At 68.3% G+C, this 16,737-nt stretch carries 15 protein-coding genes; 7 read left to right on the forward strand and 8 right to left on the reverse strand.

Going from position 1 to position 16,737, the window contains the following annotated elements; translation table 11 throughout:
• Positions 1–79 precede the first annotated feature (79 nt).
• From IEQ11_RS24055 to IEQ11_RS24070, 4 genes are all read right to left on the reverse strand, one after another.
• On the reverse strand, positions 80–619 hold the full coding sequence (locus tag IEQ11_RS24055; RefSeq protein ID WP_036105120.1) for a GNAT family N-acetyltransferase: 540 nt from the start codon (positions 617–619) through the stop codon (positions 80–82).
• Positions 616–1,125: a GNAT family N-acetyltransferase gene (locus IEQ11_RS24060; RefSeq protein WP_046658318.1), complete on the reverse strand. Its 510-nt coding sequence runs from the start codon at positions 1,123–1,125 to the stop codon at positions 616–618. Before IEQ11_RS24060 ends, IEQ11_RS24055 begins: the two co-directional genes overlap by 4 nt.
• 242 nt (positions 1,126–1,367) lie before the next feature.
• A complete protein-coding gene (locus tag IEQ11_RS24065; protein ID WP_191822653.1) occupies positions 1,368–2,390 on the reverse strand; it encodes a DUF4272 domain-containing protein in 1,023 nt (340 codons plus the stop codon).
• Between the two features lie 559 nt (positions 2,391–2,949).
• Entirely contained in the window at positions 2,950–4,929 is a 1,980-nt protein-coding gene (locus tag IEQ11_RS24070) for a UvrD-helicase domain-containing protein (protein WP_046658320.1), read from the reverse strand.
• 196 nt (positions 4,930–5,125) lie between these two features.
• On the opposite strand from IEQ11_RS24070, the gene IEQ11_RS24075 reads away from it, so the two are divergent.
• A complete protein-coding gene (locus IEQ11_RS24075) occupies positions 5,126–5,881 on the forward strand; it encodes a sel1 repeat family protein (protein WP_191822654.1) in 756 nt (251 codons plus the stop codon).
• A gap of 136 nt (positions 5,882–6,017) precedes the next feature.
• Entirely contained in the window at positions 6,018–6,644 is a 627-nt protein-coding gene (locus IEQ11_RS24080) for a thymidine kinase (protein ID WP_036105126.1), read from the forward strand.
• A gap of 165 nt (positions 6,645–6,809) precedes the next feature.
• Here the strand turns inward: IEQ11_RS24080 and IEQ11_RS24085 are convergent, their stop codons facing one another.
• A complete protein-coding gene (locus IEQ11_RS24085) occupies positions 6,810–7,634 on the reverse strand; it encodes a nucleotidyltransferase domain-containing protein (protein ID WP_191822655.1) in 825 nt (274 codons plus the stop codon).
• A 132-nt stretch (positions 7,635–7,766) separates the two neighbouring features.
• Here IEQ11_RS24085 and IEQ11_RS24090 point away from each other — a divergent pair, with 132 nt between their 5' ends.
• On the forward strand, positions 7,767–8,276 hold the full coding sequence (locus IEQ11_RS24090) for a GNAT family N-acetyltransferase (RefSeq protein ID WP_191822656.1): 510 nt from the start codon (positions 7,767–7,769) through the stop codon (positions 8,274–8,276).
• Positions 8,277–8,882 (forward strand): YiiX family permuted papain-like enzyme, encoded by a 606-nt coding sequence (locus tag IEQ11_RS24095; protein WP_191822657.1) that lies wholly within the window; start codon positions 8,277–8,279, stop codon positions 8,880–8,882.
• 270 nt (positions 8,883–9,152) lie between these two features.
• On the opposite strand, the gene IEQ11_RS24100 is transcribed toward IEQ11_RS24095, so the two are convergent.
• From IEQ11_RS24100 to IEQ11_RS24110, 3 genes are all read right to left on the reverse strand, one after another.
• Positions 9,153–9,785, reverse strand: coding sequence for a DUF938 domain-containing protein (locus IEQ11_RS24100; protein WP_191822658.1), 633 nt, complete (start codon positions 9,783–9,785; stop codon positions 9,153–9,155).
• Between the two features lie 45 nt (positions 9,786–9,830).
• Positions 9,831–11,279 carry an Hsp70 family protein gene (locus IEQ11_RS24105; RefSeq protein ID WP_191822659.1) on the reverse strand — a complete coding sequence of 483 codons (1,449 nt, stop codon included), beginning with the start codon at positions 11,277–11,279 and terminating at the stop codon, positions 9,831–9,833.
• Positions 11,280–11,600: 321 nt separating this feature from the next.
• Positions 11,601–12,095: a YcxB family protein gene (locus IEQ11_RS24110; protein ID WP_191822660.1), complete on the reverse strand. Its 495-nt coding sequence runs from the start codon at positions 12,093–12,095 to the stop codon at positions 11,601–11,603.
• Between the two features lie 139 nt (positions 12,096–12,234).
• Between IEQ11_RS24110 and IEQ11_RS24115 the strand changes: the two genes are divergently transcribed.
• From IEQ11_RS24115 to IEQ11_RS24125, 3 genes are all read left to right on the forward strand, one after another.
• Complete coding sequence (locus IEQ11_RS24115) at positions 12,235–14,724, forward strand: DEAD/DEAH box helicase (RefSeq protein WP_191822661.1); 2,490 nt, start codon at positions 12,235–12,237, stop codon at positions 14,722–14,724.
• Complete coding sequence (locus IEQ11_RS24120) at positions 14,721–16,010, forward strand: ribonuclease H-like domain-containing protein (protein WP_191822662.1); 1,290 nt, start codon at positions 14,721–14,723, stop codon at positions 16,008–16,010. The genes IEQ11_RS24115 and IEQ11_RS24120 overlap by 4 nt, the downstream gene beginning before the upstream one ends.
• A 391-nt stretch (positions 16,011–16,401) precedes the next feature.
• Positions 16,402–16,707, forward strand: coding sequence for an I78 family peptidase inhibitor (locus tag IEQ11_RS24125; protein ID WP_036105144.1), 306 nt, complete (start codon positions 16,402–16,404; stop codon positions 16,705–16,707).
• Positions 16,708–16,737 lie beyond the last annotated feature (30 nt).

Consider the following 16,737-nt stretch of genomic DNA (forward strand, 5'->3'; position numbering starts at 1 on the left):
GACTCCGGTTCGATACGGTGTGGGTGACTACGATGCCGCGATCATCGACGCGACGCTTCGCCCTGGCCAGTGCCCGCGCTCAATCGGCGTCGGTTTCGAGCGCGTCGCGGGTCAGCCGGAAGCGCCAGAAATCGCGGGTTCGGCCTTGCACGATGCGCAGGCCGCGCACCAATTCGTCGCGCCGGAAGCCGCATTTCTCCAGCACATGCTGGCTGGCCAGATTGACGTCGAGGCAATAGGCCTCGACGTAGTCGTAGCCGCGGATGTCCAGACCCCAGTCGGCGATCGCCAGACAGGCTTCGCTGGCGATCCCGCGGCCCCAGTGCTCGGGATGCAGGTTGTAGGCGATCTCGCCGCCGCGCGGCGCGTCCCAGACGGTGTGGAAACCGACCGTGCCGATCAACTCGTCCAGGTCGTCGACGATCGCGAACAACGCGGGCGCGTCGTGATCGAACGGTCGCGACGCGATGATTTCCGGATACAGCACCTCGATGCCGTCGAGCTTCCAGCTGGTGTGCTCGACCGCGCCCGGCAGCGACAGGTAGGCGAACCAGGCCGGCGCATCGGCCATCGTCATCGGACGCAGGTGCAGGCCGACGCGATGCAGCCGCGGCATCATGCCGGCGGTGCGCCCGGCACCGGCGCGACCTGCAGCGACACTTGCTTGGCGCCGTCGGCGACCCATTGCGTGCCGACCTCATTGAAGCCGTAGCGCGCGTGGAAGCGGCTCGACACTTCATTGAACGGGACGATGTAGAACTCGCAGGTCACCTGCTCGAAGCCGCGCTCGCGCGCGAACGCGAACAGATCGTCGTAAAGCAGGCCTCCGAGCCGGCGGCCCTGATGACTGCCGGCCACGGCGATGCGGTCGACGTAGAGAAAGGCCGGATAGCGCTGCGAAAACCACAGGTAATTGGGGCTGTCGTAGTCGGCGCCCTGCGCGAACGCGAGCAGGAACGCGACCACGCTGTCGCCGTCGCAGGCGACACGGTGATAGACCGATTCGCGATCGAGCTTGGCCAGTCGCTCGGCATCGAGCGGGCTCATCAGCGCTTCGGATTCGAGGTTGAGGGCGAGGATCGCCGGGTAATCGGCGGCGGTGACGGGGCGGATGCGCAGGCTCATGCGGGCAGTATGCGCGAGCGGTCGCTGCGTGTGCGCATGGGGTTTGACGTCGTGTGCCTGCGACGTCGGGATCGATGCGTGCGCCGGGGCGTGCGGTTACGCGGTCGCGGCTTGCGCCGCTCCTACAGGGCGCGACCGAAGCATGGTGGCTACCTGTAGGAGCGGCGCAAGCCGCGACCGCGCCACCGCGACCACGACGTCACGCCACGCAAACAACACCGCCGCAAGACGCCATGCCTGGATCAGGTAGGCGTCCCCACCTCATCCCAATCCTGCTCATCGAACCGCAACAACCAATTCAAGGCGTAATGCCGCTCGTACACCACGCTGGGATGCAGACCGATCGGCGGCTCGCGTTCGTCCAGGCGCGCCTGCCGCACCAGCCAATGCCGCCGGTACAGGCCGTCGAGCGCGTCCAGCAACTCCGGCAGCGGCCGCAAGCTCGCCTGCGCGATCCGCGCTTCGTCGGCATGATCGATCGCGATGCGCGCGATCTGTCCGGCATCGCAGATCGCGGTCGGCGGCGGCAAGGCCTCGCTCAGGCCCAGCGCCCATTGCAGCAAGGCGGCGCTTTCGTAACGCCAGCCGTGGTTGGCCCAGGTTTCCTCGTCGGGCGCGTCGCGCTCGATGAAGTCGCGCTCGGCCGGGGTCAGCGCGGCCACGCCGGCGCCGAGTCTGGTGGCGATGTCCTGCAACGACAGCGGTTCGGAACTCAGCGATTCGGCGCGCACCGCGACCGCGCACAGCGCGAGCATGCGGCGCATGGTTTCCTCGGGCGTACGCAGGCGAACCTCGCCCGCGCCGAGCACCGGCGGCAGATGCGCCGGCGACTGCGCGCCCAGGCGTTCGAGTTCGGCTTCGCTGCGCGCCTTGCGTTCGCGCGCATCGGGCGGGTACGGCAAGGCCGCATCGGCCTCGACCGCCGGATCGCCCTGGCTCGCCAGCACATTGCCGGCGGCGTCGCGCACGCTGCCGTCGGGCAGGAAGCACAGCACGTTGGCGGCCTCGCCCCAGGCGGCGAGCGCGTCGAAGTCCTGATCCTCGACTTCGAAGCTGTAGTGGGTCTGCACGCGTTGCAGATGGCGCAGCACGCCGAAGGTGCGCGCGTCCATGCCTTCGACGGTGCCGAGCACGTAGCCGACGAAGCCTTGCAGGTGCGGCACCAGTTCCGGATCGCTGCGATCGCGGCGGGCCGGCGGTTCGCGCAGGAACCGCGGTTCCGGCGGCGAGGCGAGCGTGGAATAGGCGTTGATCAGCAGGCTCATGGCGTTGCACGTTCGCGGGGACGATGCGGGCAAGACTAGCCGATTCGGGGCTTGGATTCGTGGGGATTGGTTGGGTTGTGGGACGAGAAGCAAATCCCCCGGCGCGGTGGCATGCGTGGCTTCGTTTCAATCGCGCAGGCGCCCGCCCCCTTTTTCAAAGTGGGCTGATTGTCTGCGGGTTCTGTGGCTCTAAATACGCCGGGATACAACGCGGCTGGCGGCTGGCGGCTGGCGGCTGGCGGCTGACGGCTGACGGCTGGCGAACGGCGAACGGCGAACGGCGAACGGCGAACGGAACTATAAGCCAAGCCAACAGCCAACAGCCAACAGCGAACAGCGAACAGCGAACAGCGAACAGCGAACAGCGAACAGCGAACAGCGAACAGCGAACAGCGAACAGCGAACAGCGAACAGCGAACAGCGAACAGCGTTACCGCGACAGTCCGACGCACCCACCACCCGTTGCGCAAGCATTCCCCCCTTTGAAAAAGGGGGGCCAGGGGGGATTTGCTTTTGCTTTTGTTTTGTCTTGCTTCTACGCAAGAAGCAACCCAACCCCTCACCCCTCCAACAACGCCTTGATCGCCGCAAACCCCGCCGTAGCGCGCTCATGCTTGCGCGCCGCATCGGCGACCGGATCGGCGCCGTCGCGCTGCATCTCCTCGGCCGGCAGTTCGTCGATGAAGCGGCTCGGCTTGAGCCGGATGCGCTCGCCCCAGCGCTGGGTTTCGCGCGCATACGACAGGTACAGCGCTTCCTTGGCGCGGGTGATGCCCACGTACATCAGGCGCCGTTCCTCATCGAGGTGACCCTCGTCCAGGCTGGCGTCGTGCGGCAGGTTGCCGTCTTCCACGCCGACGATGAACACATAACGGAACTCCAGCCCCTTCGCCGCATGCAGGGTCATCAGGCGCACCTGGTTGCCGGCGTCGCCCTTGTCGGCATGCGACAGCAAGGCCAGCTGCGCGGCCAGTTCGCCCGGGCCCGAGCCCTTGCCGCCGTCGAACCAGCCCGACAACTCGGCCAGATTTTCCTTGCGCCGCTGGAACGAGGCCTCGTCCTTGCACTGGGCGCGGATCGACGCCAGCAGGCCGCTGCGTTCGGCCAGCACGCCGACCAGTTCGGCCGGGCTGATCTTCTGCGCTTCGCTGCGCAGGAAGCGCACGATCTGCACGAACCCGTCGAGCGCATTGCCGGCGCGCGGGGTCAGCTGCTTGATCGCGTTGATCGATTCGGCCATGCGCGACATCGGCATCTGCGCGTGCTGGGCCATCTCGGCCAGCTTGGCCAGGGTGGTCGCGCCGATCTCGCGCTTGGGCGAGGTGACCGCGCGCAGGAACGCCGCGTCGTCGTCGGGGTTGGCGATCAGCCGCAGCCACGACAGCGCGTCCTTGACCTCATGCCGCTCCAAAAACGCGGTACCGCCGCTGAGGTGATACGGCACGCGCAGCAACTGTAGGGCTTTTTCCAGCGCGCGGCTTTGGTGGTTGCCGCGGAACAGGATGCAGAAATCCATCCAAGGCGCTTCGTTCTTCTGCGCCAGGAACTGGATCTCGGCGGCGACCTTCTCCGCCTCGTGGGCGCTGTCGCGGCATTCCCAAACGCGGATGCGCTCGCCGTCGGCCTGATCGCTCCACAGGGTCTTGGGATGTTCGTGCGGGTTGTTGGCGATCAGGGCGTTGGCCGCGCGCAGCACCCGGTTGCTGCAACGGTAGTTCTGTTCGAGCTTGATGATTTCCAGGTTCGGATAATCCTTGCCCAGCTCCAGCAGATTGTCCGGATTGGCGCCGCGCCAGGCGTAGATCGACTGGTCGTCGTCGCCCACGCAGGTGAACAGGCCGCGCGGCCCGGCGATGGCCTTGAGCAGGCGGTACTGGGCGTCGTTGGTGTCCTGGCACTCGTCGACCAGCAGATAACCGATGCGTTCGCGCCAGGCCAGCTGCACCTCGGTATCGGCTTCCAGCAACTGCACCGGCAGGCGGATCAGGTCGTCGAAATCGACCGCGTTGAACGTGCTCAAACGCGCCTGGTACAACTGGTACAACACCGCCGCTTCCATCTCGCGCGGGCTGCGCGATTCGGCCAGCGCCTGTTCCGGCGACAAGCCGGCGTTCTTCGCGCGCGAGATCAGGTTGCGCATGTCGTCGATCACGTCGGGCTTGGTGCCGGCCGGCAGCAGGTCCTTGATCTGGGCGTTGCTGTCGTCGCTGTCGAACACGCTGAAGCCGCGGCGCAGGCCGAGCTTGGCGTGTTCGAACTGCAGGAATTTCAGCCCCAGCGCGTGGAAGGTGCAGATGGTCAGGCCTTCGGCGCCGTCGCCCTTGATCCGCTTGGCCACGCGCTCGCGCATTTCCTTGGCTGACTTGTTGGTGAAGGTGATCGCGGCGATGCGCTTGGCCGGCATCCGGCCCGAGGCGATCAGGTGGGCGATCTTCTCGACGATCACGCGGGTCTTGCCGCTGCCGGCGCCGGCCAGCACGAGCAAGGGGCCCTCGATGGCGAGAACGGCGGCGCGTTGGGGGGGATTGAGGCCGTGCATGAGGTCTACGTCGCCGACGGAAGGCCGGCCCGGCGCGGCAGTTTATATGACCGCGGGGCCGGGCCGCGCCGCCGCGAGGTCGCCGCCGCTGGGACGAAGCGGGCGAAATTCGCAACCGATGCGATTGGCGCCACAGGCGCCGCGGCGTATGGTTGGCGGCATCGCAGCGACGGTCCGCGCGGACCGAGGGGACGTCATGAAACGCTTCGCCGCCATCGCATTGGGCCTGTGCAGCCTGGGTCTTTGCAGCTTGAGTCTGTACAGTTCCGCCGCGCTCGCCGCCAGCGACGCGCCGCCGCAGGCCGCCGCGGTCGGCGCCGAAAGCGATCTGATGACCCGCGACGAGTACGACAAGCGCAGCCGCGTCGCGCTGACCCATCCCAACGAGCTGTGGCGCCTGTACGGCAGCCGCGCCGCCGCGCGCGGCGACTGGGACGACGCGTTCCGGCATTTCCGCCGCGCCGCCGGCTTCGCCGACAAATATTCGCAGCACCGCCTGAGCCTGATGTACTGGCACGGCGTGGGCGCCCCGCGCGACCGCGCGCTGGCCTACGCCTGGGCCGACGTCGCCGCCGAACGCCAGTACCCGCAGTTCCTGCTGCTGCGCGAGAAGATGTGGCTGGAGCTCGACGAAGCCGAACGCGCCCGCGCGCTGCGCGAGGGCCAGGCGATCTACGACCGCTACGGCGACCAGGCCGCCAAGCCGCGCTTCGAGCGCGCCATGGCCCAATCCAGGCGCCAGATCACCGGCAGCCGCCTGGGCGATGTCGGCAAACTGCAAGTGTTCGCGCCCGGCCCGACCGGCTGGACCGATCCGGGCACGGTCGACCTCAACCAGATGTTGAACGAGTGGCGCTGGGACAGCGGCCGCTACTGGGCCGCCGAGGACGTGATCTGGCGCCACGGCAATGTCGAGGTCGGGCCGACCGAGGTCGCGCCGCGCAGCCAGTAGCCCGCGTCGCGGCGGTCGAATCGGCCCGGGCGGCCTTGCGCGGCCGGGATGTCGGGTCGTCCGCGACCGTGCGAAAACCGCGCCGATCGCCGCGTCAAGTCTGTAGCGCCGCGCCCGCGCGGCCTAAACTGGCCGCATGGCCAAGCTCTATTTCTATTATTCGGCGATGAACGCCGGCAAGACCACGACCCTGCTGCAGTCGGCGCACAACTACCGCGAACGCGGCATGCGCGTGGCGATCCTGACCCCGCGCCTGGACCACCGCGCCGGCAGCGGCACGGTCGCCTCGCGGATCGGCCTGCGCGCCGACGGCATCGCCTTCGAGCACGACCAGGACCTGGAAGCGCTGATTCGCGCCGACATCGCCGCGCACGGCGCGCTGCATTGCGTGCTGGTCGACGAGGCGCAGTTCATGACCCGCTCGCAGGTCTGGCAGCTCAGCGAGATCGTCGACCAGTTGCGCATCCCGGTGCTGTGCTACGGCCTGCGCACCGATTTCCGCGGCGAATTGTTCGAAGGCAGCCAGTACCTGCTGGCCTGGGCCGACGAGCTGACCGAGATCAAGACCATCTGCCATTCCGGCAAGAAGGCGACCATGACCGTGCGCGTGGACGAAGCCGGACGCGCGGTGCACGACGGTCCGCAGGTCGAGATCGGCGGCAACGAGTCCTACATTTCGGTATCGCGCGCCGAGTACAAGAAGGTGATGCGCGGCGAGGGAACGATCGAGCCGTTGCAGCGCTCGCTGGCGCTGTCGGATTGAGCCAGGGCGGGCGCGACGCGACGCGTTTGCCCGTCATCCCCGCGAAGGCGGGGATCCAGCGCTTCACCGAGGCATGATTGTGAAGTCTCTGGATCCCCGCCTTCGCGGGGGATGACGAGCAACCGCAAACGACTTGCCGGCCATGCTCGACGCTCCTGTCCGCGCTCAGGCCAACGCAGCGCGGAAGAAGTCATCCAGCCGATCGGCATTGCCCTTCCCCGCCGCCAGCACCGGCGACGCCGCCTGCATGCGCTCAAGCTCGGCCTCGAGGAAATCGCTGATCGCCGCGATCCGCGGCCCGGCCGCGACCTCGGCGCTTTGCCGCTTGCGCACCAGCAAGGCATCGACCGCCTCGCGCACCGGCCCGTCGGGCAACAGCCGCGCCAGCAGATCCTCGAACGCCATCGGCGGCGGCCCCTCGGCGCGCTCGATCCACTGGCAGGCCAGCACCGGACGCAGCACGTACAGGTACTTCTTGGTCCGAATCTCCTCGCCCTGCAGATGACCGCGGAAAGTTCCCCTGGCCATGCTCAGGTAGTGATGCCACGCCGCGACCGGCGAATAGAACTCTTCGGCCAGGGTCCGCAACCCCGCGCTGAGCGCGCCGTCCTCGCGGTACACGATCGGCGAACGCAGCCATTCCGACAGGGTCGGATTGGATTTCGACAACAGCCGCAGGGCCTTGCGCAGGTCCCAGCCGCTGACGTCCAGCTCGCTGTCGATCGGCAGCTCGATCACGTCACGCTGCGGCTCGTTGGGGCCGCAGCGTTCGTTGACCGTCAGATACCACGGCTGCTTATGCACATAGACGAAGCGCGCGTCGTAATCGCTGTCGGGCGAGGAAAAGCCCCAGCCGCGGCTGCCCGATTCGCAGGCATAAACGATCCGCACATCGTGATCGCGCTCTATCGCCGCCAGCGCGTCGAGCACGGCCCGGCGCTTGTCGTCGGCGATGGGGTGAATCTCGTGGTGGCGGGAAGGATCGGACATGACGGCGACGCGGGTTCGGGGCGGGCCAGTGTAGCCGCGCATGGCGGCTTCATCGTCGCCTCACCCGGACCGGTCACGCTGCGCCCGCGCTGTCGTATCGTTGACCGCACCGCCCACCGACCGATCCGTCCCATGCCCACGATCCAAACCGAACGCCTGCTGCTGAGCGAACTCACGCCCGACGATGCCGGCTTCATCCTGCAACTGCTCAACGAACCGTCCTTCCTCGACAACATCGGCGACCGCGGCGTGCGCGATCTCGACGGCGCGGTGCGCTACATCCTCGACGGTCCGGTCAACAGCTACGCGCGCTACGGCCATGGCCTGCTGCGGGTGTCGCTGCGCGACAGCGGCGAACCGATCGGCATGTGCGGGCTGCTCAAGCGCGACACCCTGCCCGACGCCGACCTGGGTTACGCCTTCCTTCCGCGCCACTGGTCGCGCGGCTACGCGATCGAATCGGGCACCGCGGTGCTGCAGCACGCGCGCGAGGTGCTGGCCCTGCCGCGCGTGCTCGGCCTCGTCGACCCGGCCAATCAACCGTCGATCAAGGTGCTCGAACGGCTCGGCCTGCGCTTCGAGCGCGAGCTGCGCATGGGCGAGGAAGACCTGCACGTGTTCACCACCGAAGCGGCCGCCTGAGTGCGCCTGATTGTCGCCGTCGCGATCGCGTGGTCCCTGCTGTGCGCGGGCTGCGCCGCCGCGCAAGTTCCGGCCGTGCGCGACGGCGACCTGATCTTCCAGACCTCGCGCTCGACGCAGAGCCTGGCGATCCAGCGCGCGACCGGTTCGCGTTACAGCCATATGGGCGTGATCGTGCACCAAGGCGGCAAGCCCTATGTGTTCGAAGCGATCGGGCCGACCGTCTACACCCCGCTGGCGCGCTGGATCGCGCGCGGCGAAGGCGGCCACTACGTGCTCAAGCGCCTGCGCACGCCGCTGAGCGCGCCGCAGCAGGCGAAACTGCGCGCGCAGGCGAAGGCGTTGAGCGGCCGGCCCTACGATCTGACCTTCGAATGGTCCGATAGCAAGCTGTACTGCTCGGAAGTAGTGTGGAAAATGTACGAGCGCGCGCTCGGCATCCGCATCGGCGAGTTGCAGCGGCTGGGCAGTTTCAAACTCGACGATCCCGCGGTGAAGGCCAAGCTGCGCGAACGCTACGGCGCCCGCGTGCCGCTGGCCGAACCGGTGATCTCGCCGGTGGCGATGTTCGAGTCGCCGTTGTTGACGACGGTGGCGTCGGACTGAGCGGCGGGCCACGGCCTTCAGCGCGATGCCGCAGGCCGATTGCGATCGGTCTCACCGCGCTGACCGAACAAGATCGGCGCTGAGACTCATCCCACAAAGGATCTCGCCGCAACGGCGATGCCCTTTGCTCGTCATCCCCGCGAAGGCGGGGATCCAGAGACTTCAGCGCAATGCCGCAGACCAATGACGATGGCCTTGCCTAGGCTTATCCAACCCCGCAGAGCTGAGCCCCATGCACGAAGACAGCGCAGCCCCTGCGCGCCGCAAGGTTTACCTGCGCCAGACCAGACAACGATTGTTCGCCGGCATCGCCACATCCGCCACCAATCGCAGGCCGATCCGCGCGGCCAGCGTATCCACCGCTTCAAAGTCGCGCACCCCCGACACTGGATCGCGCGCCTTCAGCCATCCATCGAACTCGCGATTGCTGTCGCTGCTGAACTGCCCGCCGTAGTTGAACGGTCCGTACACCACGACCGTGGCGTCCTTCGCCAGCACCGCATCCAGGCCGGCGAACAAGGCCTCGACCTGCGGCCATCCCATGATGTGCAGGGTATTGGCGCTGAACACCGCATCGAAACCGACCACACCGTCGTCGCCCGCATCCGGCAACACCGGCATCGGCGCGAATCCCGGCCGCGGCGCCGTCACCGCCTGCAACTCGATCGCCGCCGGCGTATTCGGCAAGCCCGCCTCGTCCAGCCACATCCCGATGCCCGGCAAATACGACGCACCGTCCGAGCACTGCCACACCAGCCACGGCATCGCCGCGGCGAAATGCACCGCGTGCTGACCGGTGCCGCTGCCGATTTCCAGCACCTGGCGGCGATCGGCGAACTGCTCGCGCAGCACCGCCAGGATCGGCTCGCGGTTGCGCTCGCAGGAAGGGGAATGCGGTTTCATGGCGATGACGGTGTCTGTCGATGAACCCAGGTACGGACGCCTACCTTAGCCCGCCCGCGCCGCCGCGAACGCCAAGCCCGACACCACGCCTAAGGACGCATCGCCGGCCACCTGCCTGGCCTGCGGGAAACAGCGACGCACCGCTTCGCGCACGTATGGTGCGCGCGACATGCCACCGGTCAGGAACACCGCCGCGGGCGGTTCGCCGATCTGCGCGCCGACTTCGGCCAGCAGTTCGGTCAGATAACCCAGGAACGGATCGGCGGCCCGGGCCAGATCGTCGGCGCTGGAGGCCAGGGCCAGGCCGCGCTCGATGTAGTCGAGTTCGGCGCGGCTGTCCGAGGCGCTGCTCAATACGATCTTGGTCGATTCCACCGCCCGGCTCAGACGGGTGGTGTTGCCGGTCTGCTGCAGCGCGATCAGGCGCGGGCCGAACGGCGCGTCGACCTCGCGGTAGGCGTCGCGGCGCTGGAAATCGCGCTGGCGGACCACGTCGTGCACGGTCGCGGCTTCGACGAAATGATGCGCGGGCACGCGGGTCGCGCCCTTGCCGAACAGCGGCATGAACCGCGACAGGCTCAGCGACAGGTCGACGTCGACGCCGCCGCGCGCGATGCCCCACGAACCGAGCACCACCGGCGCCTGCGCGCCGCCGACCTCGGCCAGGGTGATGTCGGTGGTGCCGCCGCCGATGTCGACCACCAAGGTGCGATGCCGGTGCGCGCTCTGCGCGTGATAGCCCAGCGCCGCGGCGACCGGTTCTTCGAGAAACTCGACCTCGTCGAAACCCGCGCCGGCCGCGGCTTCGGTCAGGATCGCCAGGGCCTGATCGCCACCGGCCGCGCCGAGCGAGCTGCGGAACTGCACCGGCCGGCCGAGCACCGCCGAACGCACGTTGGCGCCGAGCTGCTGGCTCGCGCTCAGGCGGATGTGTTCGAGGATGTAGCCGGCGATGCCGACGATGGTCTGGCGCACGTGCGGCGCGAGCTGATAACCCAGCATCGACTTGGGCGATTGCACCAGGTTGCCGAAGCCTTCGCTCAGGTAAGCCTCGACCGCGTCTTCGCCATAGACCGCGTTCTGCAGGCTCGCCGCCGAGGCGCGCGCTTCGCGTACTTGCTGCTCCAGCCATTGCCGGCGCACCGCGCGGATGGCGTCGCGGCGCAGATCGGTTTCCGAACGCTGCGCCGGGGCCAGGATCAGCGCCAATGCGGCTTCGCGCTGATCGGCGGGCAGGCGCGCGGCCTGCTCGCGCCGCGCCTGGGCCTCGTTGAGCGCGCGGGTCTGGGCGCTGCGCGCGTTGCGCACCAGGCTGTCGACTTCGGCCTCGAGCGCGTCGGTCAGTTCGAACTGACTCGGGTCGGGCACGGCTTCGGGGAAATACACCGTGGTGCGGAACTGGCGTTCCTCGCCGAAGGCGACGGTGCGCACCGCGCCGTCGATCACCGCGGCGGCGGCGGAATAGCTGGTGCCGAAATCGATGCCGATCTTCATGACGCGGGGGTCTGGGGTGCGGCGCGCAAGGATACTCGGTGCGCGCCACTACCACCTGAATTGTCCGGCGTGCTTCGAGGTCAGTGGGAATTATTGAAGGCCGCTGCCCCCGATTTCCGCGTCACTACAGCCGTCATTCCCGCGAACGCGGGAATCCAGTGTCTTTAACCGTAGCCACACGAAAGTCGCTGGATTCCCGCGTTCGCGGGAATGACGTCGGAAAGAATGTCGCGGTGGAGCCCTGGATCCCCGCCTTCGCGGGGATGACGAGCAAAGACAGATTCGGCAAAGCCTTCGCGATTCCCGATCACACCAACGCGACTAAACCTTCCCCAACCGCCGCCGCAACAACACCAGATCGTCCTCGGACAAATCCCCCACCGGCAAAGTCAGAAACTGCGCCTTGGAAGTGAACAGCATCCAGTAACCCGGCCGCTCCCACACTTCGATCAGGCCGGACCACGGGATCGACGCCGAGCCGACCCCGGATTCGATCATCAAGGCCTCGTCGGCGAACGCGAACGTCGCCTCGGCCGCCGGCATGTTGCGCAATTTGCCCACCGTATTGCGGTGATGCACGCGCCACACCACCGCCAGCAACAGCGGCGGCATCAGCACGACGATGCTCAGCGCGCCCACCAGCCAGCCCCGATCCCCGCGCCACAGCAGGAACACCACGAACACGAGCAAGGCCGACGCGGCGAGCCACAAGCCCTTCTCGGCGACGACCACCCGCCGCCACACGAAGGTGCGCACCGCGTCGCGCACCATCGCTTCGGTGTAGACCACCCGGTGCCGCGCTTGCGATTCGCTCAAGGTCCTGCCTCCTTCATCGTGGAATCTCAGCGGCTGCGGGCCCGGCCGGCGCCGCACCGGCGTCGATCCGGCACGGCACCGTCTCACACACTGAGATCGCCGTCGCGTACAACGAGACTCCGCCCCTGCCGTCGCCGCCATGTCCGCCCTGATCGACCCGTCCTCGCGCGATCTCGTCCCCTCGCCCGCCGCGGCCCGCGCGCTGGCCCGCAGCGACAGCGAGGAAGCCATCGACGCCCGCCACGGCGGCGCGCTGGCGCAGCGCCTGCAGCGCCGCTACCGCGACCGCATCACCGGCAGTTTCACCATCCCCGGGCGCGAAGGCCGCTACGCGCCGCTGCCCGAGGACCTGCCCGAATCGCTCAAGGCCGCGCTGCGCGCGCGCGGCATCGACCGCCTCTACAGCCACCAGGCGCAGGCCTGGGACGCGACCCAGGCCGGCGAGCACGTCGCCGTGGTCACCCCGACCGCCTCGGGCAAGTCGCTGTGCTACACCCTGCCGGTGGTGGCCGCGGCGATGACCCGCGGGGCCAAGGCGCTGTACCTGTTTCCGACCAAGGCCCTGGCCCAGGACCAGGTCGCCGAGTTGCTGGAGCTCAACCGCGCCGGCGACCTGGGGGTCAAGGCCTTCACCTTCGACGGCGACACCCCCGGCGAAGCGCGCCAGGCGATCCGCCTGCACGGCGACATCGTCGTGTCCAACCCCGACATGCTGCATCAGGCGATCCTGCCGCATCACACCAAGTGGGCGCAGTTCTTCGAGAACCTGCGCTACATCGTGATCGACGAGATCCACACCTACCGCGGCGTGTTCGGCAGCCACGTCGCCGGGGTGCTGCGGCGCCTGCAACGGATCTGCGCGTTCTACGGCGTCGCCCCGCAATTCATCCTGTGCTCGGCGACGATCGGCAATCCCAAGGCCCACGCCGAGGCGCTGATCGAACAACCGGTGCGCGCGATCCTGGATTCGGGCGCGCCGACCGGCGACAAGCACGTGCTGCTGTGGAACCCGCCGGTGGTCAACGCCGACCTGGGCCTGCGCGCGTCGGCGCGCTCGCAGAGCAACCGGATCGCGCGCATCGCGATCAAGGCGGGGTTGAAGACGCTCATCTTCGCCCAGACCCGGCTGATGGTCGAAGTGCTGACCAAGTACCTCAAGGACGTGTTCGATCACGACCCGCGCAAGCCCGCGCGCATCCGCGCCTACCGCGGCGGCTATCTGCCGAGCGAGCGCCGCGAGGCCGAACGCGCGATGCGCGACGGCCGCATCGACGGCATCGTCTCGACTTCGGCGCTGGAACTGGGCGTGGACATCGGCAGTCTCGACGTGGTCGTGCTCAACGGCTATCCGGGCTCGGTCGCAGCCACTTGGCAGCGCTTCGGCCGCGCCGGCCGGCGCCAGCAGCCGTCGCTGGGCATCCTGGTCGCCAGCTCGCAGCCGCTCGATCAATACGTCGTGCGGCATCCGGATTTCTTCGCCGACGCCTCGCCCGAACATGCGCGCATCGCGCCGGACCAGCCGCTGATCCTGTTCGATCACATCCGCTGCGCCGCGTTCGAACTGCCGTTCCAGCACGGCGAGAATTTCGGCCCGATCGATCCGGAAGTGTTCCTCGAAGCCCTGGCCGAAACCGGCGTGGTGCATCGCGAAGGCGAGCGCTGGGAATGGATCGCCGACAGCTACCCGGCCAACGCGGTCAGCCTGCGCTCGGTCGCCGACGGCAATTTCGTCGTGGTCGATCGCAGCGACGGGCGCCAGGTCATCATCGCCGAGGTCGATTACTCGGCCGCCGCGCTGACCCTGTACGAAGGCGCGATCCACATGATCCAGTCGGTGCCGTATCAGGTCGAACGCCTCGACTGGGACGGCCGCAAGGCTTATGTGACCCGCACCCACGTCGACTACTACACCGACTCGATCGACTACACCAAGCTCAAGGTGCTCGAACGTTTCGACGGTGGTGAGGCCGGCCGCGGCGACAGCCATCACGGCGAAGTGCATGTGGTCCGGCGCGTGGCCGGTTACAAGAAGATTCGTTACTACACCCACGAAAGCATCGGCTACGGGCCGGTCAATCTGCCCGATCAGGAACTGCACACGACCGCGGTGTGGTGGCAGCTGCCGCAGGGCGTGCTGCTGTCGCGCTTCGGCTCCAGGCACGAGGCGCTGGACGGGTTCCTCGGCGCCGCGCATGCGCTGCACATCGTCGCCACGGTCGCGGTGATGGCCGATGCGCGCGACCTGCAGAAGTCGGTCGGCAACGGCGACGGCGCGTGGTTCGCGACTCAGGACGCGAACGGCCGCGGCCAGCTGCGCGGCGGCGAACACGAGGCGCCGCTCGGCGGCCCGGTGGCGATGCTGGAAGTGCAGCAGTTCGTGCCGACCGTGTACCTGTACGACAACTTCCCCGGCGGCGTGGGCTTGAGCGAGCCGCTGTGGCTGCGCCAGGCCGAACTGGTCGGCCGCGCGCTGGAATTGGTCGAACGCTGCGACTGCCGCGCCGGCTGCCCGGCCTGCGTCGGCCCGGTGCTGGCGGCCGACGAAGACCGCGAACAGACGACGCCGCGGTCGCTGGCCTTGCAGGTGCTGCGCTTGTTGAGTGGGCACGACGACGGCGACCTCGCATGAGTCTGACCCTGGCCAAATTGCGGGCGCTGCAGCGGCAGGCTGGGCGGGCTGAGGCGGAGGTTGCGTCTGCGCCGGAGGGGAAAGCGAATCTCCCCCGGCCCCTCTTTTCCAAAGAGGGGAGACCAGCGGATGCGTCGGCTACCGAATCTCACCGCGAAGTCGTCGGCCACGACGCCGTTGCCGACACCATCCAGAAAGAGGCCGCCTTTTCGAACCGCGACGCCAGCGCTCCCCTCTTTGGAAAAGAGGGGTTGGGGGAGATTCGCTCTTCGCACACGTCAGTCGATACGACCCCGCTCGCGGCGCATCCCCGCCCACCCACTGACACAAGCCCAAGCCGCGACGCAAGCGCTCCCCTCTTCGGAAAAGAAGGGTTGGGCGAGATCCGTTCTTCGCGCACCGACATCGATGCACTGCGCCGCCTGATCGCCTTGCGCGAACGCAAGCCCAGCGCCGCATCCGCGCCCACCGACGCAGCCGCGGCACCGCAGACCGCGCCGCCCCGCGCGTTCCCACGATCCGTCCCCGCCCATTCCGGCAACGCGAACCCGACACCCAACCGCAACCTGCGCGCCCTGCCCGCCGAGCGCTCGCTCCCAGGCGAAGAAATCGCCCCCGGCCTGCATCTGATCCAGGCGCACCTGCCGCTGCCGACACCCGCGCAATCGCTGCCGCTCGCGTTCGCCAAGCGCCCCGACGACGCGCTCGACCCGCGTCGACTGCTGTTCTTCGACACCGAAACCACCGGCCTGGCCGGCGGCACCGGCACCCGCGCCTTCATGATCGGCGCCGCCGACTGGTATCACGATCGGCAACTCGGCGACGGCCTGCGCATCCGCCAGTTGATGATCTCCACCTTGTCCGCCGAACCGGCGATGCTGCGCGCCTTCGCCCAGTGGATCGAACCGGGCACGGTGCTGTCGAGCTACAACGGCCGCTGCTACGACACGCCGCTGTTGAACACGCGTTATCGCCTGGCGCGCATCGCCAATCCGCTGAGCGGACTGGATCACGTCGACCTGCTGTTCCCGACCCGGCGGATGTACCGCGGCGTGTGGGAAAACTGCCGGCTGGCGACCATGGAGCGCGAATTGCTGCACATCGTGCGCGAGGACGACCTGCCCGGTTCGCAGGCGCCGGCGGCATGGCTGCATTACCTGCGCGGCGGGTCGTCGGCGTTGCTGCGTCGGGTGGCGGCGCATAACCATCAGGACGTGGTGACCTTGGCGCAGCTGATGCTCAAGTTGATCGAGGCCTACGACGAGCGCGCGTTGGCTTCGGCGTAGCGCCGGCGCGAATCACGGCTTCGTAATGACGACGCGATCTGTCGCGACGCGGTCGCGGCTCGCGCCGCTCCTACAGGTAGCCGCCCGACCTTCGCGATGTGTGTTTCCCCCTGTAGGAGCGGCGCAAGCCGCGACCGCGCCACAACGACCACGACGCCACCATCCGCAACGCCGACGCGATCGCCAACACCGACTCCGACTCCGACAGCAACGCAATCGCGATCGCCGCCGCACCACACCCGCGCATGAACACACCGCGCATCCCGCCGAATCGCGACCATCGCCGTGTCGCATCGCCCCGCTACACTGCGCGCCCCGGCCTTCATGCGCCGCACACGCCGCCGCCCGCAGGCTCGCGGCACCGATCCGCCGAGCAGCCAGGAGCCTCGCCATGTCCCCGAATACCGTCCTTCGCACCGCCCTTCCGATCGCCGCGCTGAGCCTCGCCCTGGCCGCGTGCGCGACGCCGATTCCGCCGACCAACATCAGCCCGGCCAGCTGCAACGCCGAGGCCGCGCGCTGGGCGATCGGCCGCGCCCCCGACGAAGCCACCATCGAGCGCGCCCGCACCGAAACCGGCAGCCGTTCGGTTCGCGTGCTCAAGCCCGGCATGGCCGCGACGATGGACTTCCAGCAGGACCGTCTGAACATCGACGTCAACGAACGCGGCGCGATCACCGGCCTGCGTTGCGGCTGAGTTTCGTCCGTTCGAATGCGTACGCGAACG

Source organism: Lysobacter capsici, assembly GCF_014779555.2.
GTDB lineage: Bacteria > Pseudomonadota > Gammaproteobacteria > Xanthomonadales > Xanthomonadaceae > Lysobacter > Lysobacter capsici.

Bases quoted from the DNA above. Each gene is read 5' to 3' on its own strand.
- IEQ11_RS24055 (WP_036105120.1), bottom strand. From the start codon at position 619: ATGATGCCGCGGCTGCATCGCGTCGGCCTGCACCTGCGTCCGATGACG.
- IEQ11_RS24060 (WP_046658318.1), bottom strand. From the start codon at position 1,125: ATGAGCCTGCGCATCCGCCCCGTCACCGCCGCCGATTACCCGGCGATC.
- IEQ11_RS24065 (WP_191822653.1), bottom strand. From the start codon at position 2,390: ATGAGCCTGCTGATCAACGCCTATTCCACGCTCGCCTCGCCGCCGGAA.
- IEQ11_RS24070 (WP_046658320.1), bottom strand. From the start codon at position 4,929: ATGCACGGCCTCAATCCCCCCCAACGCGCCGCCGTTCTCGCCATCGAG.
- IEQ11_RS24075 (WP_191822654.1), top strand. From the start codon at position 5,126: ATGAAACGCTTCGCCGCCATCGCATTGGGCCTGTGCAGCCTGGGTCTT.
- IEQ11_RS24080 (WP_036105126.1), top strand. From the start codon at position 6,018: ATGGCCAAGCTCTATTTCTATTATTCGGCGATGAACGCCGGCAAGACC.
- IEQ11_RS24085 (WP_191822655.1), bottom strand. From the start codon at position 7,634: ATGTCCGATCCTTCCCGCCACCACGAGATTCACCCCATCGCCGACGAC.
- IEQ11_RS24090 (WP_191822656.1), top strand. From the start codon at position 7,767: ATGCCCACGATCCAAACCGAACGCCTGCTGCTGAGCGAACTCACGCCC.
- IEQ11_RS24100 (WP_191822658.1), bottom strand. From the start codon at position 9,785: ATGAAACCGCATTCCCCTTCCTGCGAGCGCAACCGCGAGCCGATCCTG.
- IEQ11_RS24105 (WP_191822659.1), bottom strand. From the start codon at position 11,279: ATGAAGATCGGCATCGATTTCGGCACCAGCTATTCCGCCGCCGCCGCG.
- IEQ11_RS24115 (WP_191822661.1), top strand. From the start codon at position 12,235: ATGTCCGCCCTGATCGACCCGTCCTCGCGCGATCTCGTCCCCTCGCCC.
- IEQ11_RS24120 (WP_191822662.1), top strand. From the start codon at position 14,721: ATGAGTCTGACCCTGGCCAAATTGCGGGCGCTGCAGCGGCAGGCTGGG.
- IEQ11_RS24125 (WP_036105144.1), top strand. From the start codon at position 16,402: ATGTCCCCGAATACCGTCCTTCGCACCGCCCTTCCGATCGCCGCGCTG.